This is a genomic window from Mesorhizobium sp. M0500 (genome assembly GCF_040321165.1).
In the GTDB taxonomy this organism is placed as follows: domain Bacteria; phylum Pseudomonadota; class Alphaproteobacteria; order Rhizobiales; family Rhizobiaceae; genus Mesorhizobium.
In genome coordinates, this window is the sequence record NZ_JAMYRB010000004.1 from 346107 (window position 1) to 370406 (window position 24300).

General features: G+C 62.1%; 36 protein-coding genes. 26 read left to right on the plus strand and 10 right to left on the minus strand.

What is annotated here, in order from left to right:
- Positions 1–3: 3 nt before the first annotated feature.
- A complete protein-coding gene (locus tag NKI70_RS11195) occupies positions 4–225 on the plus strand; it encodes a hypothetical protein (protein ID WP_352579390.1) in 222 nt (73 codons plus the stop codon).
- Between the two features lie 33 nt (positions 226–258).
- Positions 259–972, plus strand: coding sequence for a class I SAM-dependent methyltransferase (locus NKI70_RS11200; protein ID WP_352452700.1), 714 nt, complete (start codon positions 259–261; stop codon positions 970–972).
- Here NKI70_RS11200 and NKI70_RS11205 read toward each other — a convergent pair.
- The 5 genes from NKI70_RS11205 to NKI70_RS11225 all read right to left on the minus strand — a co-directional run bounded on the left by NKI70_RS11205 (position 961) and on the right by NKI70_RS11225 (position 3159).
- Complete coding sequence (locus tag NKI70_RS11205) at positions 961–1656, minus strand: acyltransferase (protein WP_352724596.1); 696 nt, start codon at positions 1654–1656, stop codon at positions 961–963. The genes NKI70_RS11200 and NKI70_RS11205 overlap by 12 nt on opposite strands.
- A 308-nt stretch (positions 1657–1964) precedes the next feature.
- On the minus strand, positions 1965–2138 hold the full coding sequence (locus NKI70_RS11210; RefSeq protein WP_023675754.1) for a hypothetical protein: 174 nt from the start codon (positions 2136–2138) through the stop codon (positions 1965–1967).
- Between the two features lie 167 nt (positions 2139–2305).
- A complete protein-coding gene (locus NKI70_RS11215; protein WP_023675755.1) occupies positions 2306–2473 on the minus strand; it encodes a hypothetical protein in 168 nt (55 codons plus the stop codon).
- A 177-nt stretch (positions 2474–2650) separates the two neighbouring features.
- Positions 2651–2833, minus strand: coding sequence for a hypothetical protein (locus tag NKI70_RS11220; protein ID WP_031211529.1), 183 nt, complete (start codon positions 2831–2833; stop codon positions 2651–2653).
- A 140-nt stretch (positions 2834–2973) separates the two neighbouring features.
- Entirely contained in the window at positions 2974–3159 is a 186-nt protein-coding gene (locus tag NKI70_RS11225) for a hypothetical protein (RefSeq protein WP_031211530.1), read from the minus strand.
- Between the two features lie 152 nt (positions 3160–3311).
- Here NKI70_RS11225 and NKI70_RS11230 point away from each other — a divergent pair, with 152 nt between their 5' ends.
- From NKI70_RS11230 to NKI70_RS11255, 6 genes are all read left to right on the plus strand, one after another.
- Complete coding sequence (locus NKI70_RS11230; RefSeq protein ID WP_023675758.1) at positions 3312–4115, plus strand: N-acetylmuramidase family protein; 804 nt, start codon at positions 3312–3314, stop codon at positions 4113–4115.
- Between the two features lies 1 nt (position 4116).
- On the plus strand, positions 4117–4329 hold the full coding sequence (locus tag NKI70_RS11235; protein ID WP_023675759.1) for a hypothetical protein: 213 nt from the start codon (positions 4117–4119) through the stop codon (positions 4327–4329).
- The gene (locus NKI70_RS11240; protein WP_023675760.1) at positions 4329–4598 is read left to right on the plus strand and encodes a hypothetical protein; all 270 of its coding nucleotides are present in this window, start codon (positions 4329–4331) and stop codon (positions 4596–4598) included. Before NKI70_RS11235 ends, NKI70_RS11240 begins: the two co-directional genes overlap by 1 nt.
- A complete protein-coding gene (locus NKI70_RS11245) occupies positions 4583–4786 on the plus strand; it encodes a hypothetical protein (protein ID WP_023675761.1) in 204 nt (67 codons plus the stop codon). Before NKI70_RS11240 ends, NKI70_RS11245 begins: the two co-directional genes overlap by 16 nt.
- Complete coding sequence (locus NKI70_RS11250) at positions 4786–5109, plus strand: hypothetical protein (protein ID WP_023675762.1); 324 nt, start codon at positions 4786–4788, stop codon at positions 5107–5109. Before NKI70_RS11245 ends, NKI70_RS11250 begins: the two co-directional genes overlap by 1 nt.
- Positions 5110–5374: 265 nt before the next feature.
- Complete coding sequence (locus NKI70_RS11255; protein ID WP_352724597.1) at positions 5375–5581, plus strand: hypothetical protein; 207 nt, start codon at positions 5375–5377, stop codon at positions 5579–5581.
- A gap of 51 nt (positions 5582–5632) precedes the next feature.
- Here NKI70_RS11255 and NKI70_RS11260 read toward each other — a convergent pair whose 3' ends face one another.
- A complete protein-coding gene (locus NKI70_RS11260) occupies positions 5633–5908 on the minus strand; it encodes a hypothetical protein (RefSeq protein ID WP_023675764.1) in 276 nt (91 codons plus the stop codon).
- Between the two features lie 167 nt (positions 5909–6075).
- On the opposite strand from NKI70_RS11260, the gene NKI70_RS11265 reads away from it, so the two are divergent.
- From NKI70_RS11265 to NKI70_RS11280, 4 genes are all read left to right on the plus strand, one after another.
- Positions 6076–6372 (plus strand): hypothetical protein, encoded by a 297-nt coding sequence (locus tag NKI70_RS11265; protein WP_023675765.1) that lies wholly within the window; start codon positions 6076–6078, stop codon positions 6370–6372.
- 342 nt (positions 6373–6714) lie between these two features.
- The gene (locus NKI70_RS11270; RefSeq protein WP_023675766.1) at positions 6715–7020 is read left to right on the plus strand and encodes a DUF1236 domain-containing protein; all 306 of its coding nucleotides are present in this window, start codon (positions 6715–6717) and stop codon (positions 7018–7020) included.
- Between the two features lie 124 nt (positions 7021–7144).
- Positions 7145–7357, plus strand: coding sequence for a hypothetical protein (locus tag NKI70_RS11275; RefSeq protein ID WP_352594171.1), 213 nt, complete (start codon positions 7145–7147; stop codon positions 7355–7357).
- A gap of 86 nt (positions 7358–7443) precedes the next feature.
- On the plus strand, positions 7444–7677 hold the full coding sequence (locus NKI70_RS11280) for a DUF2934 domain-containing protein (RefSeq protein ID WP_352594170.1): 234 nt from the start codon (positions 7444–7446) through the stop codon (positions 7675–7677).
- Between the two features lie 290 nt (positions 7678–7967).
- On the opposite strand, the gene NKI70_RS11285 is transcribed toward NKI70_RS11280, so the two are convergent.
- Positions 7968–8300: a hypothetical protein gene (locus NKI70_RS11285; protein ID WP_023675769.1), complete on the minus strand. Its 333-nt coding sequence runs from the start codon at positions 8298–8300 to the stop codon at positions 7968–7970.
- Positions 8301–8573: 273 nt separating this feature from the next.
- Here NKI70_RS11285 and NKI70_RS11290 point away from each other — a divergent pair, with 273 nt between their 5' ends.
- The 3 genes from NKI70_RS11290 to NKI70_RS11300 all read left to right on the plus strand — a co-directional run bounded on the left by NKI70_RS11290 (position 8574) and on the right by NKI70_RS11300 (position 10679).
- A complete protein-coding gene (locus tag NKI70_RS11290) occupies positions 8574–8825 on the plus strand; it encodes a hypothetical protein (protein WP_023675770.1) in 252 nt (83 codons plus the stop codon).
- Positions 8826–9009: 184 nt separating this feature from the next.
- Positions 9010–10260, plus strand: coding sequence for an aconitase X (locus NKI70_RS11295; protein ID WP_352724598.1), 1251 nt, complete (start codon positions 9010–9012; stop codon positions 10258–10260).
- Positions 10257–10679 carry an aconitase X swivel domain-containing protein gene (locus NKI70_RS11300; protein ID WP_023675772.1) on the plus strand — a complete coding sequence of 141 codons (423 nt, stop codon included), beginning with the start codon at positions 10257–10259 and terminating at the stop codon, positions 10677–10679. Before NKI70_RS11295 ends, NKI70_RS11300 begins: the two co-directional genes overlap by 4 nt.
- Here the strand turns inward: NKI70_RS11300 and NKI70_RS11305 are convergent.
- Genes NKI70_RS11305 through NKI70_RS11315 form a run of 3 tightly spaced genes read right to left on the minus strand, consistent with a single transcriptional unit; the run spans position 10676 to position 12098 of the window.
- Positions 10676–10840, minus strand: coding sequence for an SIP domain-containing protein (locus NKI70_RS11305; protein WP_023675773.1), 165 nt, complete (start codon positions 10838–10840; stop codon positions 10676–10678). The genes NKI70_RS11300 and NKI70_RS11305 overlap by 4 nt on opposite strands.
- A 2-nt stretch (positions 10841–10842) precedes the next feature.
- Positions 10843–11055 carry a hypothetical protein gene (locus tag NKI70_RS11310; protein ID WP_352724599.1) on the minus strand — a complete coding sequence of 71 codons (213 nt, stop codon included), beginning with the start codon at positions 11053–11055 and terminating at the stop codon, positions 10843–10845.
- An 11-nt stretch (positions 11056–11066) separates the two neighbouring features.
- Complete coding sequence (locus tag NKI70_RS11315; RefSeq protein WP_352724600.1) at positions 11067–12098, minus strand: LacI family DNA-binding transcriptional regulator; 1032 nt, start codon at positions 12096–12098, stop codon at positions 11067–11069.
- Between the two features lie 372 nt (positions 12099–12470).
- Between NKI70_RS11315 and NKI70_RS11320 the strand changes: the two genes are divergently transcribed.
- From NKI70_RS11320 to NKI70_RS11370, 11 genes are all read left to right on the plus strand, one after another.
- Positions 12471–14084 carry an extracellular solute-binding protein gene (locus tag NKI70_RS11320; RefSeq protein WP_352452729.1) on the plus strand — a complete coding sequence of 538 codons (1614 nt, stop codon included), beginning with the start codon at positions 12471–12473 and terminating at the stop codon, positions 14082–14084.
- Positions 14085–14162: 78 nt separating this feature from the next.
- Entirely contained in the window at positions 14163–15023 is an 861-nt protein-coding gene (locus tag NKI70_RS11325) for a carbohydrate ABC transporter permease (protein WP_352700174.1), read from the plus strand.
- Positions 15020–15979, plus strand: a complete 960-nt coding sequence (locus NKI70_RS11330) for a carbohydrate ABC transporter permease (RefSeq protein WP_352700175.1) — start codon at positions 15020–15022, stop codon at positions 15977–15979. Before NKI70_RS11325 ends, NKI70_RS11330 begins: the two co-directional genes overlap by 4 nt.
- On the plus strand, positions 15976–17067 hold the full coding sequence (locus tag NKI70_RS11335) for an ABC transporter ATP-binding protein (RefSeq protein ID WP_352700176.1): 1092 nt from the start codon (positions 15976–15978) through the stop codon (positions 17065–17067). The genes NKI70_RS11330 and NKI70_RS11335 overlap by 4 nt, the downstream gene beginning before the upstream one ends.
- 1 nt (position 17068) lies before the next feature.
- Entirely contained in the window at positions 17069–18130 is a 1062-nt protein-coding gene (locus tag NKI70_RS11340; RefSeq protein WP_352465289.1) for an ABC transporter ATP-binding protein, read from the plus strand.
- A gap of 50 nt (positions 18131–18180) precedes the next feature.
- The gene (locus tag NKI70_RS11345; RefSeq protein WP_352579122.1) at positions 18181–19269 is read left to right on the plus strand and encodes a Gfo/Idh/MocA family protein; all 1089 of its coding nucleotides are present in this window, start codon (positions 18181–18183) and stop codon (positions 19267–19269) included.
- Between the two features lie 26 nt (positions 19270–19295).
- Positions 19296–20210 carry a sugar phosphate isomerase/epimerase family protein gene (locus NKI70_RS11350; RefSeq protein ID WP_352700177.1) on the plus strand — a complete coding sequence of 305 codons (915 nt, stop codon included), beginning with the start codon at positions 19296–19298 and terminating at the stop codon, positions 20208–20210.
- Positions 20211–20247: 37 nt separating this feature from the next.
- Positions 20248–21189, plus strand: a complete 942-nt coding sequence (locus NKI70_RS11355; RefSeq protein WP_023675781.1) for a sugar ABC transporter substrate-binding protein — start codon at positions 20248–20250, stop codon at positions 21187–21189.
- Positions 21190–21250: 61 nt separating this feature from the next.
- Positions 21251–22255 carry an ABC transporter permease gene (locus NKI70_RS11360; RefSeq protein ID WP_352700178.1) on the plus strand — a complete coding sequence of 335 codons (1005 nt, stop codon included), beginning with the start codon at positions 21251–21253 and terminating at the stop codon, positions 22253–22255.
- Positions 22252–23034 carry an ATP-binding cassette domain-containing protein gene (locus tag NKI70_RS11365; RefSeq protein ID WP_352700216.1) on the plus strand — a complete coding sequence of 261 codons (783 nt, stop codon included), beginning with the start codon at positions 22252–22254 and terminating at the stop codon, positions 23032–23034. The genes NKI70_RS11360 and NKI70_RS11365 overlap by 4 nt, the downstream gene beginning before the upstream one ends.
- Positions 23035–23068: 34 nt before the next feature.
- Positions 23069–24250: an aldose 1-epimerase family protein gene (locus NKI70_RS11370; protein ID WP_352700179.1), complete on the plus strand. Its 1182-nt coding sequence runs from the start codon at positions 23069–23071 to the stop codon at positions 24248–24250.
- Positions 24251–24300 lie beyond the last annotated feature (50 nt).

Genomic DNA, 24300 nt, shown 5'->3' on the forward strand with positions numbered 1-24300 from the left:
GCAATGGCATTCGCTATTCAGCATAAGGGCGAAATCATCACCGAGCTCGAGGAGGGCGAGGAATGGCTGGTGGTGGGCGCAATGATCATGGTCGCAAAGCCGAAGGATCCGGCACACAGCCGCGAAATCCCGGTTCCTGACGGCGACATTGAGGGTCTCGTCGAGGTCTGGGTAGGCGGCGCCGTAGTCGACGCTGGACGCCATTCGCAGGCAATGGCAGGATGAGGTCGGCGGGGGCTATCCTTGGAGGATTGTCCCATGGCGCATGCCGGCAGCATCATCGACATCTATGACGACTATTACGCCGATGGAAAAGTAGCCGCAAAACGGGACATAGCTTCAAACCAGTCGGTCGGGCACATCGAAGCGGTCATTCAAGGCCAATTCTTCGACAGGATTCTTGACATCGGGGCGGGCGAAGGTGCGGTGCTGGATAAGCTGAACAGGAAGGGGCTCGGTAAGAAGCTTGGCGCCGTCGAGATTTCGAAGAGCGGCGTCGAGGCCATCAAGGCAAGAAAAATCGCCAAACTGGACAGCATCGACGTATTCGACGGCTATCACATCCCTCATCCCGACAAGTCGTTCGATCTTGGGCTTGCCATTCACGTCGTCGAACACGTCGAGCACGAACGGATGTTTCTGAGGGAGGCGGCTCGGGTCTGCGAGAAGCTCTATATTGAAGTGCCTTTGGAGCATACGCGAGATCTCAGCAAGGCCATTCGGATGTCAGGGCCGTATGGGCATATCAACTTCTACACGACCCAAACGTTTGAAAACCTTCTCAAAACGTCTGGGCTAAAGGTCGAACGGCTAAAGGTTTTTGCGCACGACCTCGCTTATGAACAGCACCTGGCTGGCGAAAAAAAAGGATGGGTAAAACACAGACTGCGGACCGAATTTCTAAGGTTTGCACCCAAGACGGCGATGCGCAGCATGGCCTACATGGCCGGAGCTCTGTGCTCAAGTCGCTGATCTAGCAGCAGCGCCGCCGATTTGCTTTGCAGGATTACCGCCGACCATACTAAAGGGCGGCACGTCTTTCGTGACGACAGAGCCCGCACCAACGACCGATCCCTTGCCGATCGTTACGCCCTTGAGAATAATGACGTTGAAGCCGATAAAAACACTGTCTTCAATCTTCACTGGCGCAATGGTGATCTTTGACCAGTCCTTTTTTCCCTGATGCCAGTCGGCGACATCTTCCTTGCGGTCTTGCCAACCCGTCGCGTGTGAGTTGTGATCGACGACTGTGGTACCCCAACTAATGATCACGTCATCCCCGATTTCGATCTTCTCAGCCGCCACGAGGTGGCTCTTGCCGATATAGGATCTTTTTCCAACGGTGATCTTTGCATCGGCGCGATCGAAGGAAAAGACGCTGTTGATGATGCATTCTTCGCCGATCGCATGCTTGCCTCGCCGCAAACTGCGGACGCTCCGCAAACTTAGCTTCGTTGCGGGGCCGGAGTTGATGCCGGCTAGGCGGTAGAGGAATGGTGGAACGAATGGCATATCAGTTGCGGCCGAAGCGCGACTTTCGCACCCTCTCAGCGAAAAGCTGCGATCGCTCGAAGAAATGCTTCCAATGTTGGTGTTCAGATACCCCTTCGAAGAATGCCCGCGCCGCGTCTTCGAGGTCCGAATCAATAATTGCACGTGGGATCGGTGGCTCGTCGGCTAACTGAGCCGACAACCGAAATCGGCTGTTCGCAATAGACAGGTCAGCCTCCATCATCCATGCGTCTCTTTACGGCCTAGCTATTGCGACAAGCGGCGGCGGTTTGCAAGCTTGCGAACGACCGCGTCCGCCAGTCTAGACGCCGTGAAAATCGCCGAAAGACGTCAGAACAATCGGGAGCCGCGCGAGGTCACACCAACACGGCACTGCAACTCGACCAGAAATCCTGGGAGGAGAGGTTTCGGCTAGGGTTCATCGCCGACGCAGACCCACCGCGGCGGAGCCGCTACCGTCTGCTGTCCTGCGGCTTCTGGTGAGGTTCCTGGCTTTTCGACCACCAGACAAAATACAGCGAGCCCATCTTCATCACAGGCACGCGGCGGTCGCGTTCCCTGGCCCGCAACTCACGATAGGTCTTCATCTTCAGAGTGCCGCCAGGCAACCTGATACGCACTGCCATCGGTCCAACTCCCGTTGTGCAACGCAGCAATTTTCGTGCAATGCGGTAAGTAGAGACCTTCCGTTACGGAAGAGTCAACAGCGGCCTCATCAACTTATTTTGCAAGCTGGCCGGCGGAGGTCGGGGCGGGCTTTCCCAGGCGCATGGCAGCCGAAAAAATTCATGCGTCACCCTGGCGACTGATCATCAATCAGGCGCTGGCGGTTCGACCACCAGGTGAAATAGATCCGGCCGATCTTGACGACGGGTATGCGGCGGGCGCGTTCGCGGTCGCGCAATTCGCGGTACACCTTCACCTTCAGTGTGCCGCCAGGCATCCTGATACGCACCGCCATCGATTCCGCCACCCCATTGTGCAATGCAGCATCAGAGACCTTCCGCTGCGGAAGAGTCAATGCCTGCCCGCTGACTATTTCTGGGACTAGTCGAGCGGTCTTGAGGTTCGGGCGCGCGCGGCGGTTCCCGATCCCGCACGGGGCGCCAGTGCCAGTTGGGATCGTCGGGTGCGGGGGCTATTTCCTGGGCGAGGATTTATTGGGCGAGGATGGGCGACCGGACATGCCGCTCGGCCACCAGATGACGAAGTAATTGCCGAACTGCCAAACCGGCACCTCGCGTTTCTGCTCGCGGCGCCGCAGCTCGTCCCTTTTCTTGATCTTCAAGGTGCCGCCTGGAAGCCTGATTCTTATCGTCACGTGTCCTCCCGTACCCGCTACAGGTACGAACGATAGACGGGAACAGTTTCATCCCGGCTAAGCAATTTCATCCAGGTCGAGCAATTTCGGGCGCGGTAGACGCAGGAACCGGGACCTGAGCGAGATCGCCGGAACTGGCTTCATTTGAAGAAATCCGCAATGCCGTTGATGGCCAGCACCGCATAGACGATCGGTCCGGCGATAAACGCACAATAGAGGCAGAGGATCGCCGACAGCACCAGCAGCAGCGGCTTGTCGCGACCGACGGTGCGGAGCTCGGACTTCACCGTCCAGCGCGCCGCAGCGGTTTGTTCATCATCAGACATGTGCACCATCCCGCGGCCATTTCACACGGCAGGTCGAAAACATCAACCTTCCTTGCAACATCGGCACGGGCTGCCGCCCAATTCTGCTTTGCCGCCACGCATCTGCTTTTTCAACCTCAAAACCTTGCCCGCGAGGGCGGAAAGGACTGCCCATGGACATGACGTTCAGGGGCGCCGCCAGGCGCCTCGATGATATAGACTTGCCGAAACTCGGTGCCCGGATCGGCGTCGGCGAGGACGAGATGCACGCGTTCCTCGATGTTGAAACCAGCGGGCGCGGCTTCGACGCCGTTGGCCGGCCGGTCATCCTGTTCGAACCGCACGTCTTCTACCGCAACCTGTCGGGTGCCAAGCGGGCAAAGGCGGTAGCCGCCGGCCTCGCCTATCCGAAGTGGGGCGCAAAGCCCTATCCCAGGGACAGCTACCCACGGCTCAGGGCAGCTTGTGCGATCGACGAAACCGCGGCGCTCAAATCCGCTTCGTGGGGGCTGGGTCAGGTCCTCGGCGAGAATTTCAAGGCCGCGGGCTTCCTTACCGTGCAGGCGATGGCCGAGGCAATGATGGCGGACGAGGCGCTGCAGCTCGGTGCGGCGATCGATTTCATCGTCGCGAACCGGCTCGACGGCAATCTGCGCAATCATGACTGGGCTGCTTTTGCCAAGGGCTACAACGGCGCCGGCTACCGCAAGAACGCCTACGATACCAGGCTTGCCGAGGCCTATCGCAAATGGTCGCGCATCAAGGACACGCCCTGGCCGTCTGCCGGTCCGGTGTCATCGGCGGTCGTCCCCGCAGTCCCGCCAGAGCCCGCTAAGCCAATTGCCGTTCCGCAAGCGACCGCTGCGCCCGCGTCCTCTGCACCTCCCGTGCCTGCCGCCAGGCCCGGCCTCTGGGCAGCGCTGATCGCAGCCATCCTGAAACTATCAGCCATCCTGAAACTGTTTGGAAGGAAATGACATGTGGACCCGGATCAAGAGCTTCTTCCGCGGCAGCGAAACAATATTCTGGGCGCGGCTTCAGGCGGCCATCGGCGTTATCGCGACCGTCGTTACCTATGTCGACCCGCAGGTTCTTTCGCCGATTATCCCAGGGGAATGGTTCCCCTGGTTTCTTGTGATCAACGGCGTTTTGACCGAGTTCCTGCGCCGCCGCCGCGCGGAGGATTTGTGATGGCCGCACTCCTCGCCATTCTCAGCGCCATCCTCGGCAACAAGGTCGTCATGACGGTATTGGCCGCTGCGGCCGGCGGCATCGGCCTTTATGTTGCCGGCGGCATCAACCGGGCGAAGAAGGAGGCGGTCAAACAGGCCGAGGCAAAAGTCGCGGCCGCCGAAGACCGCCTGGAAATGAGCCGCGAGGCCGCCGCCGAAGAGCGCAAGGCCGCCGGCATGACCGATGCGGCAGCCAGAGCGGAGGCTGGGAAATGGGCAAGGCGCTGATCCTCTGCCTGGTGCTCGCCGGCTGCACGACAACCGCGCCGGCCGGTAATCCGCGCCAGGTCTGGTGCGACCATAACCAGCCGCGCCGGCCATCGGCGGCCGTGGTCGCCGCCATGACCCGGCCCGAGCTCGACGAGATGAATGCCTTCAACGGGCAGGGCGCCAGATGGTGCGGGTGGACGCCATGATGCACGAGTTGCTCGACGTCCTGGGCATCAAGGCGCCGGTGTTGGTCGCCGGCCTGTCCGGCGGCATTTTGCGGGCCTTGTCGCGCCATCGCTACAAGGTCCGCGAAATGGTGGCCTCGCCGATCTGCGGCGCGCTGGCGGCGGCCTATCTGACGCTGCCGGTCGTGCATTATTTCCGCGCCGCCGGCCTGCCCATTCCTTCTCCGGACGACGACACCACGACGCTGGCCGCGGCGTTCCTAATCGGCGTCTCGGCCATGTGGATTTCGGACATCGTCTTCGAAATGATCGTGCGCCGGTTCGGGCCGGTGAAGGAGGAGTAAGCCGCCCAAGCCCGACGAAATAGTGACGTTCAGTTGGAGCCCACCGCACCGAAAGGTGCGGCGGGCTTTTTGCATTTTCCCTCGCATTCTGTACGATCTTTCTTTCGCGACAGGGCGGCTCGATCCGGCGCTGCCCGACCAAGATGCGCGTTAGGCATGGGAGATGGTGTCATGCTTGCCAAGGTCCTGACACAAGCGGCAGTCCTGACAGCCGGGGCGCTTCTGTTTGCCGCGACGGCCCACGCCCGGCCGGACAGCCGCGCGAGTGACGTGCGAACAGACACAGCTTCTGATCCAGAGGCATCGCTCGGTGGTGCTGACCACCGGCCAGAACACCTACGATCGATACGTCCGCCAATTCGGCAATGAATGCGACTGGCCGCAGGTGCCGCGCGCCGCTTATATCAAGACGCGTGACGGTCAATGTCCGGTCTATCGCTGCCAGGATCCGGTCTTCGACCTCCCGGACTGAAAGCAAGGGTTTTTCATCCGACCGCCGATGCAGAATGCGGAAGGCGGTGGCTCATTCCTCGTCGAAAGGACCACCTTCCCGTTGGAGATCGCGCGAAATGACGCGTTCATCGGTGTCGTCCGGCAAGGCCTCGTCGCTTTCCTGGTAAGCGTTATCGTCGTCCTCCTCCGGCAGTTCGCCGCTTTTCTCGACGTCGTAGCGAATATCGCCGTTTTGCGGCACGCCGTCAGGGAGGATTCTCCCGCTCCGGATGGCGTCCCAGTCCTGCTGCTGGATCGTCGGGCTCTCCGTCTCGTCGTCGGTTCGTTCTTTCCTGCGCGGTTTCATCGCGGTTCTCCATAATGTCAGGGGCCCTGAATTGGCTCAGTGGTTGAACTCATAAGTCTGGCGGCCGGTTCCGGGCCGCTGCGGTCCGGGCGCATTGCCGCACGACGGAACCAATCGCGCCTGCCCGCCTTCACATTCAGAAGATACTGGCGCGAAAGGAGCTCGACATGAGACCGCTCATTTTCTTGCCGTATATGCTAGGTGCGCTGCTGCTGGCGGTGCCGGCGGCCGCGCAGCCGGGCGAACAGGCGCAATCCGACCGCTGCAAAGTCGAGCTGCCCGACAAGAACAGCGAGCAGCAGAAGCCGGCCGGCAACAATTTGTCCGATACGCTCGAGCCATGCGGTGGGGTGCTGAAGCCCCCGCCAACGGGCGATCAGGGCATGGCGGCGCCACCGCCGGATGAGGGCAAGACCCCGGTGATCAAGCCCGGCGAGGTGCCGCCACAGCCGCCAAAGCAGTAGCAGCGACGAGCGGCAACTTCGCGCCGCTTGCGCCGGCAGGTTTGTTGCACTCGCTTAGGAACATTAGCTTGTCCTAAATGTTATTTCAGACGCAGTAGATATCACCCCCCTCCGGTATCGCTGCTGATCGGGAAACCGATCGGCCCGCGTCTTGCGACGCGGGCCACCGCAGTTCATTCGCAGTCCATTCGCCGCATCGCGCGGGCACTTCACCGGTGTTCGATTAGCCGCCACTTACGGAACAACAAGGTGGCGTGGGCGTTTGCCTAGAGGGTTCGCCGCTTCGACCGGAATGCCGCGTCGCAATTGTAAGGGCGAGGCCCGTAACAACAGGAGTAGACGATGAAAATCCACCTTGTTCCTGCTGCGGCGGGATTGGCGTTGCTTGCCGGCGTCGGCGTGGCCACCGCGGACCAGGTGATTGTCACGCCCGAACAGCAGACGGTCATCCGCGAATACGTCCACAAGCACCCGCTTGCGTCGATCAGTCTTCTGGGGGTGGAGCTCAATATCGGTTCCACGTTGCCCGATACGGTCGAGCTGCAACCGATCGATGTTCCAGACGTGCGGTACAGATACGTCGTCGTCGGCAATCGCACCGTGCTCGTCGACCCAGGCACCCGCAAGATAGTGCAGGTCATCGAGTGATCGGCGTTGCCAAACCGCGAACCGGGTTTGGAAAGGTCACGGTCTAATAACCAAATCAGAGCTCCATCCCGCGCGATCGGGATGGAGCCGCTGTCGTCTCGAAACAAGGAAAGGAGCCATTCCCATGCTGCCGCATGTCGAGCCGGTCAACGTGGCCGCCGCCGTCGACAAACTGCTTGCTGAACGAGGCGATGGCCTGCTGTCGATGAAGGCGGCGATAGCACTGTTGCGCGAACGCACCGGAACCGAGCGCTCGGACGCCGACCTTGAAGGGCTGATCATCAAGAAGGCGGCGCTCCTTGGCGTCGCTGTCCTGTGTGACAGAGAGGCTCAATGACGGTGTTGCCTGCGCCTCAAGACGCGGGTCGAAATTTCAGCTAGAACAGCGTTGCTTACGCATGAACCGAGCCGACGGAGGTATCAGTGACGGACAGGCAGGAACGGATTCGCCAGCGGGCACACGCGATCTGGGAACAGGCAGGCAGGCCCGATGGGGCGCATCAGCAGCATTGGGATCAGGCTACCACAGAAATCGACACGGAAATCGCCGCGAAAGAGAAGACCGCCAGCCGGCCGAAGCCGAAAGCACGCCAGCCTAAGCCGGCGCCCGTCACCAAGGACGGAAGCAAACCCAAGGCGCGACCACGCAAAGCGTGAACGAGCGGATTTAGGCAGACTTGGATTGAACGCGTCCAAACGGCAGAATTCAGATCCATTATAGGCTACGTTCATGGTATAGGCCCGGCCGCCCCGCCTTGTCCGGATCGGTCCGGTCACGGCGGAACTGCCCTGCCCAGGCAATGGCAACAGCCATTCCTCGTGCCTGCCAGTGCAGAGCTCATATTCAGGCGCGAGATTCGTCGGCGCCAAGCCCGCCATCCCAATGGCGGGCTACTTACCGCCTTGCACGTGGCGGCAGCAGGGCGGGGCTCACACGAGCACGCGCCTCAGTGTGTTTGACGGCCAGGATCCGGCGAAGCGGACGCTCCGTCTTCCAAGGCGTCCCAGCCCACGGCGGGGCTTCTTTGCATCAGCTGAGGGCACGCAAACTCCGCCAGATCGGTTTCCGCGAAGCCGTCGAACTCGATAGCCGCCCCGTAGAGCTGGGCTGCTTGCATGACGAGCCATTCGATGTCTTCGCGCGCAACATTCTCGGCGAGGTTCTGCAGTCGCGCGGCTTCGGCGACAGCAGTCAGATTGATGGCAATCCCGGACCGCAATGTAGCCCGAACTCGGGAACTGACGTCTTCGTGCAGGCGAACCGAAAATCCGTAGCGCATGGAAAACCTTCCCTTCAGGAGCGGTTTATCCCTCGCTTTCACCATGCGCCCAGAGTCGGCGATTGACAAGCGAAAATCTTGAAAAATCATTTAGTATCAAATAGTTAGTGTATTTTGTCGATTGTGCGGTTGATGCTTGATCCGCTTCATTGGATTTCTGCACGGATCACGCATCTGGAGATCTTGACGTACTCTGCCAACATACCTAACTCTACGAAGAATTAGGAACATGCTAACTCAGCTAGTTTTAGCCTGGTATGACTGGAGGCCGAGATGTCCGAACTGGAACGCCCGGAACGATTGCAGATCATGCTGACCGCCGATGAACTGGCGGCGTTGGAGAACTGGCGCTTCGACAAGCGCATGCCGAGCCGGTCGGCCGCGGTACGGGAACTTTTGAGGCGAGGCCTCACAGCCGATGGTTTCCTGACGGCGGCGCATGGGACCAAGTCGCGCGACTTCGGCATCCTGCCGCATTCTGCAGATGGCGACGGGGCAGTCGACGGGGTGCCCCAGAAGGAATAGCGTCGTTTCCGCGGCGATCGCCCGCTCTGCGACCGTGCTTCGCGACTCTCTTGCTTCGCGATGAGCTGTGAACGTCTGGTCCGCTGATCGCCGCGAAGTAGAAGAGATCCAAAGCTCTGTCTTGCCAGACGCTCCGCAATCAGGGAGTGCTCGATCGGCATAGTGTGGGCTCGGGAATTTGCCGATGACGCTGGAATTGACGGCCGGCGACCAGTCGATGCTGCATGGCGAGCAAGGCTCGGCAGCGGCTGCCGCCATGAAGATCCTGGTCGCTTTCGCGAAGGCGGTCGGCGCGCGCAAGTTGCTGGACATTGCCGGTGCCCATATCGACGGCTGCCTCTATCACGGCCAGGCCAGCCTCGATTTCGTCGAAAGGCTGATCGAGGGCGGCGGCCGCGTTCGGGTGCCGACGACGCTGAATGTCGGTTCGTTCGACCTCATCCATCCCGGATTGGTGAAGATGCCGGTGTCGCAAGAATCGCCGGCGCGACGCCTGATGAAGGCGCATCTGGAACTCGGCTGCCAGGCGACCTTCACCTGCGCACCCTATCAGACCCGGTTCCGGCCAAGGTTCGGCGAGCAGATCGCCTGGGGTGAATCCAACGCCATCGTCTTTGCCAATTCGGTGATCGGCGCGCGCACCAACCGCTATGGCGATTTCGTCGATTTGTGCTGCGCAATGACCGGGCGCGCGCCGGCATGGGGGCTGCATCTGAGTGAAAATCGACGAGGCCAGGTCCTGTTCGAGCTGACTGACGCTGCTTTCGAGCCAAGCGACGCTCTGTTTGTCGGCGTCGGGCTGATCATCGGGCAAAGGGCTCGCGACCGCATCCCTGTCATATCGGGCCTGCCGCAGCCGCGCGACGAGGACCAATTGAAGGCGCTGGGCGCGGCGGCGGCAACGACGGGTGCCGTGGCGCTGTTTCATGCCGTCGGCATCACGCCGGAGGCGAAGACGCCGGATGAGGCGTTGCACGGCCTGGCGCCGGACGAAAAAATCCGGATCTCTCGCGCTGACATCCACCATGCGCTGGCCAGGCTGTCGAGCGTCCCCGACGGCGTGCAGCTTGCAGCCGTGTCGTTAGGCACGCCGCATTTCTCCTATGACGAGTGGATGCGCCTGTTGCCGCTGCTGCGCGAAGTCGGTCCAGGCAAGGGTGTCCCAATCTATGTCAACACAGGGCGCGCGACGCTGACGCGGCTGCAGGACGAAGGCGCACTGGCCGGCATGGAAGCCTTCGGCCTCGTTCCGGTCACCGACACCTGCACCTATGTCACGTCGATCCTCGAGCGTCTCGATGGCGTGGTGATGACCAATTCGGGCAAATGGGCGCATTACGCACCTGGCAATATCGGTGTCTCGGTGGCCTTCGGTGACATGGAAGACTGCGTCCGCTCGGCTGCGGCCGGCCGCGTCGTGCGAGGCGCGCCATGAAGACGCCGGCCAGAACCGGTACATTCCACCTTTCCGGCTCGGCACAAGGCCCGGCGCTGGTGCTTTCGCAGGCGCTCAGCTTCTGGGGCGGGATCGACGTCGAAACGGGCGATATCATCGACCATTCGCATCCGGACCTGGGCGGCAATATCGCCGGCAAGATCCTGGTGATGCCGAGCGGGCGAGGGTCGTCGTCCTCGTCTTCGGTTCTGGCCGAAGCGATCCGCAGAGGCACGGCGCCGGCCGGCATTATCCTGGAGCGGCCGGACCCGATCCTTGCCGTCGGCGCCATCGTTGCCGAATTCCTCTACGAAATCAGCATGCCGCTGGTTGTCTGCGACATGTCAGGCATTGTCTCCGGCGACCGGATCGCAATCGGTCTGGGCGAAGATGCGCAAGCGATGGTGAGCAAGCTCTAGCCGGCCATCAGTCCCGCCGCGCCCCGCCGCCAGTAGGCTGCCGCCAGTGTTTCGTTGCGGCCGAGCGCCAGCGTGCCGCGCCAGTGTTCGCGCACCGTCGTGGCGGCTGCCGCTTCGGCCGCAAACCAGCCGAACGCCGAACCGGTCGGCCATGCGAGCAAGCTTACCCACAGGGGCGAAATGGCATGGTCGGCAGTGATAGCCGGCGCGGGCAGATGCGCTGGTTTCGATCGGGCAGCATGACGGTTATGCTGCCGATGGCGTGTCTGTCCTTGCGCCGTCTTGCGGGTTCAAGGCACTGGCCGCCGAGACGGTCGTCGCCGGCGGCGGAGACGAAGGCGCTGTTCGTACTGGGCGGCGCATCTATGATCGGCATCGGCCCTTCTTTCAGATCTCCGGGATGCTTTCCCTGAAGATCACCTGCAGCCGTGGCTGGTGCAGTTCGTAAAGCAAGCCCCTGACCGCATGGGTCAAGGTGTTGAGCGCTTCACGGGCCTCGACGCGCGGGTTCTGGTCGATGACCGCGTCGAGCGTGCCGTCGAGCAGAAGCTCCTTGGTGCCTTCCGTCACCTCATGGCCGAGAAAGACCGTCGACAGCGCGCGCCCGCGCTCCTTGAGTGCGCGGGCGATGCCGGTGTTGCCGGCGCCGACATTGTAGATGGCGGCCAGGTCCGGGTGCCGGTCGAGCAGGGCGGAGGCCTCCGAATAGGCCTTCTCCCGGTCGTCGAGCATTTCGCGCATCTCGACAATCTGCAGATTGGGCGATTCTTCCGCCAGTATGTGGCGGAAGCCCATCTCGCGCTCCTCGTGGCCGCGGTAGGAGAGCGAACCGGCGAACAGCGCGACCTTGCCCGGACGCCCGGCGCCCATGAAGCGGTTGAGAAGGTAGCCGGCGAGCCGGCCGGCGGCGCGGTTGTCGATGCCGATATAGGCGACCCGCGGCACATGCAGGATGTCGGAAGCGATGGTGACGACCTTGACGCCGCTGGCCGAAAGCGAGCGGATCGCCTCACGCACAGTTGGATGGTCGAGCGCGATCACACCAACGCCTTGCGTCTGCCCGTGCAGTTCCTGCAGCAGACGCGCAAGCCGGTCCGGATTGAAACCTTCGATGGTAGCGACGCGGACGTCGAGGTCGGGCCGCGCCTGCGCCTGCGCCTCGATCTGGCGGTGCAGCATCTTGATGAAGGAATTGGTGCCGGCGGGCAGGGCGAAATCGAGCCGTATTACCTCACCGCGCAGCGCGTTGAGCGAGCTCGGATTATTCGAATTTTCAGCGATATAGCCAAGCCGCTGTGCCGTTTCGAGCACGACCTCGCGGGTGCGCGCCCTGACCCCGGCGCGGTTGTTGAGCACACGGTCGACCGTGGCGGCCGAAACGCCGGCCTCCCGGGCTATGTCTGTCAGGGTGGACCGCACTGTCGATCACCTCATTCCAAAACGCGCCAGGGGCGCATCGAGATCACGCATTTCATGGGTCCACCGTCGGAGAGCGGCTTCATCGCCGTCCGCGATTCTGATGGGAAATGATGTAACCGGCCTTGGCCGATGCGCAAGCCGCTGCGCTATACCAAAATGCCCAAGCAGACCAAAGCGGGGAGGTGGGCAGCCGGGCTCCCTCAAATTCAAGCACCGGCTTCAGTATGAGAGCCTTTACAAACGCCATTCTTCCCCTCCCATGAGATGTTATGAGGTGTATTGATTATTTATGATGTTGACAGCCTTCGTATAGTGCCGTCAATATCCATCATAAGGGCCGTGGAGGAACAAGGCCCTGAGGGAGGAGTTCCAATGTCGAATTTGATCCGCGTGTCGCGGCGCCGTTTGCTGGCGTCCGGTGGAAAGGCAGCAGTCCTTGTTGCCGCCGCAGGTATTGCACCGAAATTCATTCGCCCGAGCCGTGCCTATGCGGCCGATGCCCTGGCGCCCGGCATGATCGGTGGCCCGACGGGCTTCGACGGCTCGGAACGCTATCAATATGGCGCCGACACGCCCGAGGGTCGCGCCATCGAGGCGGCCAAGGCGATGAAAGGCGCCGGCAAGGCGCCGGCCAAGATCGTACTTGGCCTGTCCGACGGCTCGATCGGCCAGTTGACCCAGCCGTTTCCGGCCGGTGCGCCGTCGATCAAGGATCTCTGGGAGAAGGAAACCGGCATTCCGTTGGAAATCGTCGGTGTGCCAAACGGCCAGGAATTCACCAAGACGATGCAGGACATCTCCACCAAGGGTGGGGCCTACGACATCTACGCGGTCGAATGGAACCGCCTTGGCGACCTCGCCGAAACCGGCGGCATCCTCAAGCTCGACGACTTCGTCGCGCAATACAAGCCGGAATGGGACGATCCCGAGCGCGGCTATGTCGACGGCGCCAAGGGCGTCTCGCTGCTCAATCAGTATCGCGGCTCGACCTATGGCGTGTCGCTGGATGGCGACTTCCAGACATGGGTTTACCGTACCGATCTGTTCGGCGACGCAAACGAGAAGAAGGCCTTCTCCGACAAATACGGCTATGAACTGGCGGCGCCGAAGACCTGGAAGCAGCATGACGAGATCGCGGCTTTCTTCCAGCGCCCGGACAAGGGCCTGTTCGGCTCGACCGATCTGCGCAACCAGGGCTGGGGCTACACCAACTGGTATCAGCGTTATGTCTCAATGGCTTCGCCCAATCAGTTCTTGTTCGACGACGCCGGCAAGCCGCTGATCAATTCGGAGCAAGGTATCGCGGCGACCAGCGAGTACATTGCGTCGCTTTCGCATCATTCGCCGGATGCGATCTCCTGGGGCTGGCCGGAGCAGTACGGCAATTTCGCCAAGGGCGGCGCGGCCATGACCTGTGCCTTCTCCAATCTGCCGAAGTTCCTCGACAATGCCGGCAACAAGGATTCAGCTGTCACCGGCAAGATCGGCTCGATGCTGCCGCCCGGCCGTGAAATCGACGGCAAGCTGGTCAGCCGGTCGGTGCTGTGGCTCAATCTGTCGGCGTCGGTGTCCTCGCAAGCCAAGAATCCGGAGGCCTGCTACCTGTTCCTGCAGTGGCTGGGCTCAAGCCGCATCTACGCCTGGATGACTGCCAATCCGGGCGGCTACTTCGATCCGTTCCGGCTATCGGATTTCTCGGATCCGCTGGTTCGCCAAACCTATCACGCCTACCACATGGACGTGGTGCGAGAGACGGTCGCCCGCACCGTGCCCACCATCAACTATCCCGGCGCCACCGCCTTCCACAATGCGCTGGACGAGAACCTCGTCGCCGCGCTGACCAAGGCCAAGACAGCCGAGCAGGCGATGGCCGACACCGAGGCCGAGTGGAAGAAGATTGCCCGCCGCACCGGCGAGGAGAAGCTTCTCGAAGCCATCAAGACCAACAAGGAGGCCTGGCCGACCGTCCTCGATCCGATCGCCTGATCCTCGCAGGATCTTACCAAGAAGGGGAGGAGCGGTCGCTCTTCCCCTCGGCAACGAAGGACCCAGCAAAGCCGCAAGATGAAGCGTTCAGTTCCTTTCGAGATATTGCGCTATGCCGCGATCCTTGCGGCGATGGCGGTTACGCTGGTGCCGATCCTGTGGATGGTGTCGATGGCGTTCAAGCCGATCGCCGAATGGTCGGCGACCGGCGCCGACCTGACATGGTGGCCGAAGAACCCGACACTCAGCAATTTCCGCTTCGTCTTCGGTGAATCGACCAACAATCTGATCGTCGCGCTCGACCGCACAGCTTTGAAGCCGATCCTGTCATCGCTGCTGTCGGCCACATTCGGCACGGCAATCGCCATGTCGGCGGGCACCGCGGCGGCCTACGGGCTGTCGCGCTTCGGCTCGGGCCAGAACCTGCCGCTGGCGCTGATCCAGCTTCGCCTGTTTCCGCCGATGGCGGTCATGACCCCGGTGATGATCATGTGGGCCTTCCTCAACTTCACCGACAGCTGGTGGGGGCTGTCGTTGATCTACGGCATCGTCACGCTGCCTTTCGCCTTCTGGCTGATGAAGACCTTCTTCGACGACATGCCGCGCGAGATCGAGGAGGCGGCACTGGTCGAGGGCTGTTCGCGGTGGCGCGTCTTCACGCGCATCACGCTGCCGATGATGCGCGCGCCGCTGGCCAGTGCCGCGCTGTTCGTCTTCATCCTCAACTGGTCGGACTATCTGATTGCGCTGCTTCTGACCACGCGCGAATGGGTGACGGTCCCGGTCTACATGGCCTCGCTGTCCTCCTCGATGACCGGCCAACTCTACGGCGCCAAGGCAGCCCTCGGCCTGATAGCCGCAGTGCCGCCTGTCATCATGGGCATCGCCATCCAGCGCCATCTGGTGCGCGGGCTAACTTTCGGGGCGCTCAAGCAATGAGCGCGGTGACTGCGACGATTTCGGAGGGCGACATGCAAGCCTCCAAAGCGGCGTCGGTGCTGCCGGACGACGGCGCAAAGCTCGGCTTCCGGCTGACGCTGCCGGCGCAGATCCTGGTGCTGTTCATCGCCGTCTTCCCGCTCCTGATGCAGCTCTACATCAGCCTGACCGACTGGTCGCCGCTGTCGGGCACCGGCTGGTGGAACGCCTGGTCGATGTGGAACAGTTTCGCCAACTACACCGACCTTGCCGCCGATGCGCGCTTCTGGAGTGCGCTGAAGCGCACGGCCATCGTCATGATCGTCTGCGTGCCGGCGGAGTTCCTGCTCGGCTTGGCGCTCGCGACACTGTTTGCCGACGAGTTCCCCGGCAAGCGGATCTTCTACTCGATCCTCTTGATGCCGATGATGGTGGTGCCGGCGGTTGCCGGCTACATGTTCTTCATGCTGTTTCAGTCAGGCGGCCCGGTCAACGACATCCTGTCGGCGATCTCAGGCTTTCCCGTCACCATCGCCTGGCTGTCGGACCCGACGCTGGCGCTCATCGCCGTCATGGTCGCCGACATCTGGCAGTGGACGCCGCTGATGTTCCTGATCCTGCTTGCCGGCCTGGTCGGCGTGCCCGACGACCAGATCAAGGCGGCGACGCTGCTCGGCGCCAACCCGTGGCAGCGCTTCGTCACCATCGTGCTGCCGAAGATGAAGACGATCATCATCATCGCGCTGGCGATCAGGGTGATCGAGAACTTCAAGATATTCGACACGCTTTACATCATGACCGGCGGCGGTCCCGGCGTCGCTACCGAAACCATCTCAGTCTACATCTACAAGCTCACCACCCAGGACCTGATCTGGGGCTATGTGGCGGCAATCGCGCTGGCCATATTGATCGTGCTGTCCATCGCTGCGGTGTTTGCCATGAAACGCATGGCCCGGGTACGCGAGGTGGCGGCATGAGCACCATCCACCTGCAGAACCTGGTCAAGAAATTCGGCGACTTCACCGCGCTGAAGACGATGGACCTGGCCATTGCTGACGGCGAGTTCATGGCGCTGCTCGGGCCGTCCGGCTGCGGCAAGTCGACGACGATGAACATGATCGCCGGCATGGAAGGGCCGACCAGCGGCAAGATCCTGTTTGGCGAGCGCGACATGGCCGGCGTGCCGATGGGGCGGCGCGGCGTCGGCTTCGTCTTCCAGAACTATGCGATCTTCACTCATATGAGCGTGCGGCAGAACCTCGCCTACGGGCCGAAAATGCGCGGCGCACCAAAGGCCGAGATCGGCCGCCGTGTCGACGCCATTGCCGAGATGCTGCAACTGACGTCGCTGCTCGACCGCAAGGCGGACAGACTGTCGGTCAACATATTGCAGCGGGTGGCGATCGGCCGTTCGGCGATCATGGAGCCGGCGATCTTCCTGCTCGACGAGCCGCTTTCCAATGTCGACGCCGCCTTCCGGGCAGTGATGCGGACCGAACTGAAGCAGTTGCAGCGGCAGTTCCGGCAGACCATGGTCTACGTCACCCACGATCAGCTCGAAGCAATGACCATGGCCGACCGCATCGCGGTGATGGACCACGGCGTGCTGCAGCAGGTCGGCACGCCGCTCGAGGTCTACAACAACCCGGCCAATGTCTTCGTCGCCCGCTTCATCGGCGCGCCGGGCATGAACCTGCTCAAGGGCAGGCCGGCGGAAAGCGACCGAGGTCTGGTCATCGATCTCGGCCCGCTCGGCGTGACACCGCCGCTGCCGGTCGAGATCGCAGATGCCGTACGCAGGATGCGCGGCGAGGTGTTTTATGGCTTTCGACCGGAGCAGGTGACGCTGGCTGAAGGTGGCCGTGGCCTGTCCATGCCGGTGAGTTTCGTCGAGCGGATCGGCGCGCGCACCATCATCCACCTTGGCGACGGCGAGACTGCGGTGAAGGCGGTGTTCGACAATGATGTCGGGCTGGCGATCGGGCAGACAGCTGTCGTCGCGCCTGCGGCGGAGGCGGTGCGCGTCTTCGACGCCGCCTCCGGTCTTGCATTGAGAGCAGGTTGAGATGGCCGATATCGTTTTCCGTAATGTGACAAAACGCTATGGCGGCACGCTTGCCGTCGACGATGCGTCGTTCGCGGTGAACGACAACGAGTTCTTCTGCTTCTTCGGGCCGCCGCTGTCGGGCAAGTCGACGATACTCCGTCTGGTGCTCGGGCTGGAAACCCCGGACGCGGGCGAGATCCTGATCGGCGGAAAGCCGGTCAACACAGTGTCGCCGGCCGACCGCAACGTCGCCATGGTGTTCCAGAATTTGGCGCTGTTTCCGCATATGAGCGCGCGCGACAACATCCGCTTTCCGCTGGTCGAACGCCGGGTCGCCGAAGCCGAGATCGAAGAGCGCGTCGCCGACGTCGCAGCCAAGCTGCATATAGGCCATATCCTGCACAAGCCGCCGGCACAGCTTTCCGGAGGTGAGCGGCAGCGCGTGGCGATTGCCCGCGCGCTGGTGCGCGACCCGGCCGCCTATCTGATGGATGACCCGATTTCGGCGCTCGACGCCCGGCTGCGCGAGGAGACGCGCGTCGAGCTCAAGCGCATCCAGCGCGAGCTTGGCAAGACGCTGATCTATGTCACGCACGACCAGGAAGAGGCGATGTCGGTCGCCGACCGCATGGCCATACTGGAGAACGGCAAGATCAGGCAGATCGGCGCGCCGGCCGAGATCTATGACCGGCCGACCAGCACCTATGTGGCGCGGCTGCTCGGCTCGCCGATGATGAATATATTGAAGTCGGTGCACGGCGCTGAAGGCGTGGAGGCGGCGGAAGGCACGATCCGCATCGCGGATACCGGCGCCCCGGCCGATGCCGTGGAAATTGGACTCAGGCCGGAAGATATCAAGGTTAAGGCCTGGTCGGAGGGGGGCGCGGGCCGCGCGGCGCGAGTGTTCGAGGTCGAGCCGCTCGGCGGCTACACGGTTGTGACGCTCGCCGCCGGGCAGGCGCGTCTGCGGGCGCTGTTGCGCGGCCAGCCGGACATCAGGCCGGACGCGATGGTGGCGATATCCTGCGAGCCGGGCAGGGTGCATTATTTCGGGCAAGGCGGCGGAGCGCTGGCAAGATGACGGTGGCTGCAAGGAACGAGCTTCGGGAGGAATATATGGCAAGCCAAGAAATGGTGGGCAACGGCTTCGAGCCGGACGTTAAAGTCCGCACCAGAGAATACAGGATCGGCTGCGTCGGCGCCGGCATGATCATGGCCGAATGTCACCTTGCCGCCTACAAGGAAGCCGGTTTCCCCGTGGTGGCGATTGCCTCGCGGACCAAGGCCAGCGCCGAGAAGGTCGCCAAACGCTGGGATATCCCAACCGTCCACGACACGCCGGAACAGCTCATCGAGGACAAGAACGTCGAGATCATCGACCTTGCCTTTCCGCCGGACAAGCAGCCGGCGCTGATCCGCCATGCTCTGAAGCAGGCACATATCAAGGCGATCCTGGCGCAGAAGCCATTGGCGCTGTCCCTTGAAGAGGCAGTCAAACTTCGCGACGAGGCGGCCAAGGCAGGCAAGATCCTCTCGGTCAACCAGAACATGCGTTACGACCAGTCGATGCGCGTCTTGAAGCAGATCATCGACAGCGGCGCGCTCGGCGACATCGTTTTCGCCCAGATCGACATGCATGCGATCCCGCACTGGCAGAGCTTCCTCGAGGACTATGACCGGCTGACGCTCGCCAATATGAGCGTCCACCATCTCGACGTATTGCGCTTCCTGTTCGGCGATCCCTTGGAGATCACCAGCCTGACCCGCAAGGATCCGCGCACCCGCTTCGATCATTCGGACGGCATCACCGTGTCGACGATAAAGTTCCCGTCGGGCGTGCTCGCCGTATCGCTTGAGGATGTCTGGTCCGGTCCGCGCCAGGAGGGCTACAAGGACGACCAGCACATCAATTGGCGCGTCGACGGCACCAAGGGCGTCGCCAAGGGCACCATCGGCTGGCCGACAGGTTCTGCCTCGACGCTGACCTATGCCTCGACCGAGACCACCGGTGGCGAATGGGTGACACCCAAATGGGATACGATGTGGTTCCCGCATGCCTTCATCGGCGTCATGGAGCAGCTCCAGCACGCGGTTAAGACGGGCGAGCCGCCGGCGCTCTCGGTCGCCGACAACGTCAAGACCATGGCGCTGGTCGAAGCCGGCTATCGCTCGATCGACATGGGCCGGACAGTCAAACTTTCCGAAATATCAACTGACTGAATTACTTACAGGGAGGACTTCACACCATGATGCAGGCAGGTATTTTCACGGGTTATTTCCCGTATGGCCTCAAGGAAACCGCGCAGAAGATCCGTGCGCTCGATTTCAACACCGTACAGCTCGACCTGCATTTCAAGGACATAGATCTGTCGGCCGGGCAGATCACCAGGGACAAGGCCAAGACCGTCCGCGATACGTTTCGCGATCACAATCTGCCGATCTGCTGCGTATCGGGCTATACCAACATCATCCATCCGGATATGGCCGAGCGCGAGCGGCGCGTCGGCTATTTGAAGGAGATCATCCGCAACGCACGCCATTTCGGCACCCCTTACGTGATCTCGGAAACCGGTACCTACAACACCGAGTCCGACTGGGTGCATCACCCGAAGAACAAGACCGAGGAAGGTTTTGAGGAATGCCGCAAGGTCATCGCCGACCTTGCCCAGACCGCCTATGACCACGGCGCGGTCTTCCTGCTCGAAACCTATGTCAACAATGTCGTCGGTTCGGTCGAGGAGACGGTGAGGATGTTCGCGCAGGTCGACCACCCAGGCCTCGGCCTGCTGATGGACCCGACCAACTATTTCGAAACGCACAACATCGACAGGATGGACCAGATCCTGAACCAGGTGTTCGACACATTGACCGACAAGATCAAGATTGCCCACGCCAAGGACGTCAAGCGTTCCGGCGGCGACAAGTCGGAAAAGCACGCAGACATCGGCGACGAGGACGCGCTGGAGAGCCACACCTTCCGCGGCGTCGGCGAGATCGAGCTGCCGGCGCCCGGCCTCGGTTCGCTGAATTACGACCTCTATCTCAAGCGGCTGGCCGAAAAGCATCCGAACATCCCGGTCATCATCGAGCATCTTTCGGAAGACGACGTGCCCCGTGCCAAGAAATTCCTCGACGGGAAATTCCGCGCCAACGGACTGTGATGGCGCGGTTCGGCTACGAAACAAGGGAGGAAGAGAAATGTTGAAATTCGCGTTGAAAATCGCTGCCGCGGCGACGGTTCTCGCCGGTGTTGCGCTGGGTACGCCGGCGCTGGCGCAGGACGCCCAGAAGACGTTCTACCTGCTGTCGCATGGCGGCCCGTCGGATGCCTTCTGGATCGACTGGAATGCCGGCGCCACCAAGGCCTGCGACCAGCTCAAGGTGACCTGCAAGATCTCGTTCAGCGGCGGCGACATGGCGGCGCAGAAGGAAGCCTTCAACTCGGCACTCGCCGCCAAACCGGACGGCATCGCCACGACCTCGGCGCAGCCCGGCCTGTGGACCGAGGAGGTCAAGGCAGCCAAGGCGGCCGGCATCCCGATCGTGTTCTTCAATACCGACGATCCGGCAACCGGCCGGCAGGCCTATGTCGGCGCCGACCTTAAGGAAGCCGGTGTCATCTGGGCGAAATATCTGGTCGACCACAAGATGGTGAAGCAGGGCGACAAGGTGTTCCTGCCGGTCGAAGTGCCGGGCGCCAGCTACCAGCAGCTCGAGACCGAAGGCATTGCCAGCGTCTTCGATCCGCTCGGCATCAAATATGATGTGGTCGATTGCGGCACCGATCCGGCCGGCATCATCGCCAAGATGACCGACTACATGGTGGCCAACAACCCGCCGGCGATCATCGCGCTCGGCGATTCCGTTGCGGCCAGCGTCAAGCGGGTGTTCGACGGCGCCGGCGTGCCGGCCGGCAAGATCCCGGTCGTCGGCTGGGGCAATTCGAAGGAAACGGCCGAGTCAGTGAAGTCTGGGTTCATCAACGCGGCTGCCTGGCAGTTTCCCTCGGCGCAAGGCTTCATGCCGGTGGCGCTGCTCGGGCTGGCCGCCGCTGGCGAACCGATCGGCTACGACATCCACACGTTCAGCCTCTACGACGCGTCGAGCGTCGAACCGATCCTGAAACTCTACAACAAGTGATTGAAATTGACGCTCGCCGCGCAGGCGGCGGGCGTCACCTTGAAATATGGTCGAAACAGTCATGACAATTGCCGCAGAAGAGGAAATGCCGCGTACCAAACGCAGGTCGAGCCTGATGCGCTCGCCGCAGTTCTCTTCGCTCGTCATCCTGATCGTCCTGCTGGCGGTGTTCGCGATCGCCGACGCGAATTTCCTGTCGCCGCTCAACATCTCCAACATGATGGCGTTCCTGCCCGAGCTCGGCATCATCGCGCTCGGCATGACGCTGCTTCTGACGGCGGGCGAGTTCGACCTTTCGGTCGGTGCCGTGTTCGGGCTGGCGCCGGTCGTCGTCATGCTGCTGGTGCAGAACGGCGGGTTTGATATTGGCGTCGCGCTGTTGGCCGGCCTGCTGCTCTGCATAGCGATCGGTGCGATCAACGGCCTGATCGTCACCAAGATCGGGATCTCGTCCTTCCTGGTGACACTGTCGATGTTGCTCGTCGTGCGTGGGGCAGCGCTTTACATGACCCAAGGCTTTCCGCTGAAATCCTGGAACCAGCCAGGCTTCTTCGTGACGCTGCTGGCCGGCAGCTTCAATATCGGAACGTTCCGTTTCTATACCTCGCTGTGGTGGTTCATCGGCCTGTCGCTACTGGCGATCTATGTGCTGCGCTACGCCAAGCTCGGCAACTGGATCAGCGCTATCGGCTCGAACCGTAACGCTGCCGTGGCGCGCGGCGTGCCGGCCGATGCGGTCAAGATCTGGCTGTTCATCCTGACCTCGGTGCTGGCCGGTCTCGCCGGCATGATCAGCGCCTTCCGCATCTCTGCCGCCTCGCCGGTGGCCGGCACCGGCTACGAGCTCGAGGTGATCGCCATGGTGGTGGTCGGCGGCACTGCGCTGACCGGTGGGCGCGGCACCATCCTAGGCACCATCGTCGGCGCGCTGATGCTGCGCAGCATCCGCAACGGCATCGTGCTGATCGGCGTGCCCGGGCTCGCCTACAACATCTTCGTCGGCATCATCATCCTTGCCATGCTCATCCTGCACGCTTTGCTGCAGAAGAACGCCGCCAGGAGCTGATCATGGAAGTGCTTCGGCTGCAGAATTTGCAAAAATCCTTCGGCAGCGTCCGCGCCCTGAAGAGCGCCTCCTTCACGCTCAACGAGGGCGAAGTGGTGGCCTTGCTCGGTGACAACGGCGCCGGCAAATCGACGCTGATCAAGGCGATCTCGGGCGTGTTTCCGGTCGATCGCGGCGAGATCTATGTGCGCGGCCAGAAGGTCTCGATCCGCTCGACACGCGATGCGATGGATCTCGGCATCGAGACCATCCACCAGGACACCTCGCTGGCGCCCGATCTCAGCATTGCGCGCAATCTTTTCCTCGGCCGCGAGCCGGTCAATCTCAAATGGCTGGGCGTGTTCGCGCCGCTCGATCTCGCTCGATTGCGCGATGCTGCGTCGGCTCTATTGAAGCGCGTCGGCATCTCGAAAAAACTCGACGCCGATGCGCTGGTCAGCACATTGTCGGGCGGCGAGCGCCAATCGATCGCCATTTCGCGTGCCATGCAATTTGCCGCCAAGGTCATCATCCTCGACGAGCCGACCAACAATCTCGGCGTCGAGGAAACGCACGGCGTGCTGCGCTTCGTCAAGGAAGTGCGCGACGCCGGTCACTCGGTGCTTTTGATCACCCACAACATCCATCACGTCTTCCAGGTCGCCGATCGCATCATCGTCATGCGCCGCGGCGAGATCGTCGCCGAGCAGACGGTCGCCGACACCGACCTGCTGACCGTGGAAAGCATCATCACCGGCGCCGACATGTCGGCCCTGCTCAAGGAGACGAGAGCGAAATGAAGGTCGGGAGCAAAGTGAAAGAACTGGCCGTCACATGGTAGAGCTTTACGGCAAGACGCTGTCGCGCCGGCAGGTCTCGGAACGATCCGGCATGCTGTCGCAGTTCGCCGGCGTGCGGCTGATGACGCTTGGCGACGGCGTCGAGCGCGGCATCCGCATGCTCGAATTCCGCACCGGCTCCGGCCTGCGCTTCACCGCGCTGGTCGACCGGGCGCTCGACATCGCCGACTGCGACTTCAAAGGCCAGGCGATCGGCTGGCACTCGCCGAGCGGTTTTCGCCATCCCGGCCTGCACGAGTATGAAGGCGAGGAGGGATTGGCGTGGGCGCGGTCGTTTTCCGGCCTTCTGCTGACCTGCGGCCTCGACCATATATTGTTCATGAACGAAGTACCGGCCGATACCTACAACTACCCGCCGAAGACGATGGTGCGCCATTCGCTGCACGGCCGCATCAGCACCATCCCGGCGCGGCTGACCGGCTATGGCGAGACCTGGGACGGCGACCGCTGCGTGTTGTGGGCCGAAGGCATCGTTCAGCAATCGACTGTATTCGGCGAGGATCTGCACCTGCTGCGGCGGATCGAGGCCGATGTCGGCGGCAACGAGATCCGGCTTTCGGACCGTGTCGTCAATCACGGTTTCAACCGTACGCCGCATATGTATTTCTACCACATCAATATCAGCCATCCCGTGCTCGACGAAGGATCGCGCTACCTGGCGCCGATCCGCGACGTCGTCTGGGCGGGCCATGCCGGCGAGCGCTATGAAGTGCAGAAGGTCGGCTACCGCACGGTGCCGGCGCCGCAACCGGGATTCAAGGAACAGGTCTGGCAGCACGAACTCGGCGCCGACAGCACCGGCGAAGTCCCTGTGGCGGTGGTCAACGACAGGCTCGGCCTCGGCTTCGAAGTGGTCACGCGCAAGGACCAGTTGCCTTGCGCCTATCAATGGCAGAATTTCCAGGCCGGGCAGTACGCGCTTGGGATCGAGCCCTCGACGCATCATGTGCTGGGAAATCTGGCCGCGCGCGAACGCGGCGAGATGATCTGGCTGGAGCATGGCGAGAGTCGCTCCTACAATGCCGTTTTCCGGGTTCTCGACGGCGCCGGCGAGATCGCCGTCGCCGAGAGCCGGATCGCGGCAATCGCCAGGCAGCCGCAGCAGGATTATCCCCAGCCGTCGGGCCATTTTCCTGTTCTTGGAGGCAGGTCGTGATAATGGCGAACAGAATACGGGACACCAGTTGGGAGGCTGGCTCCGGCCGG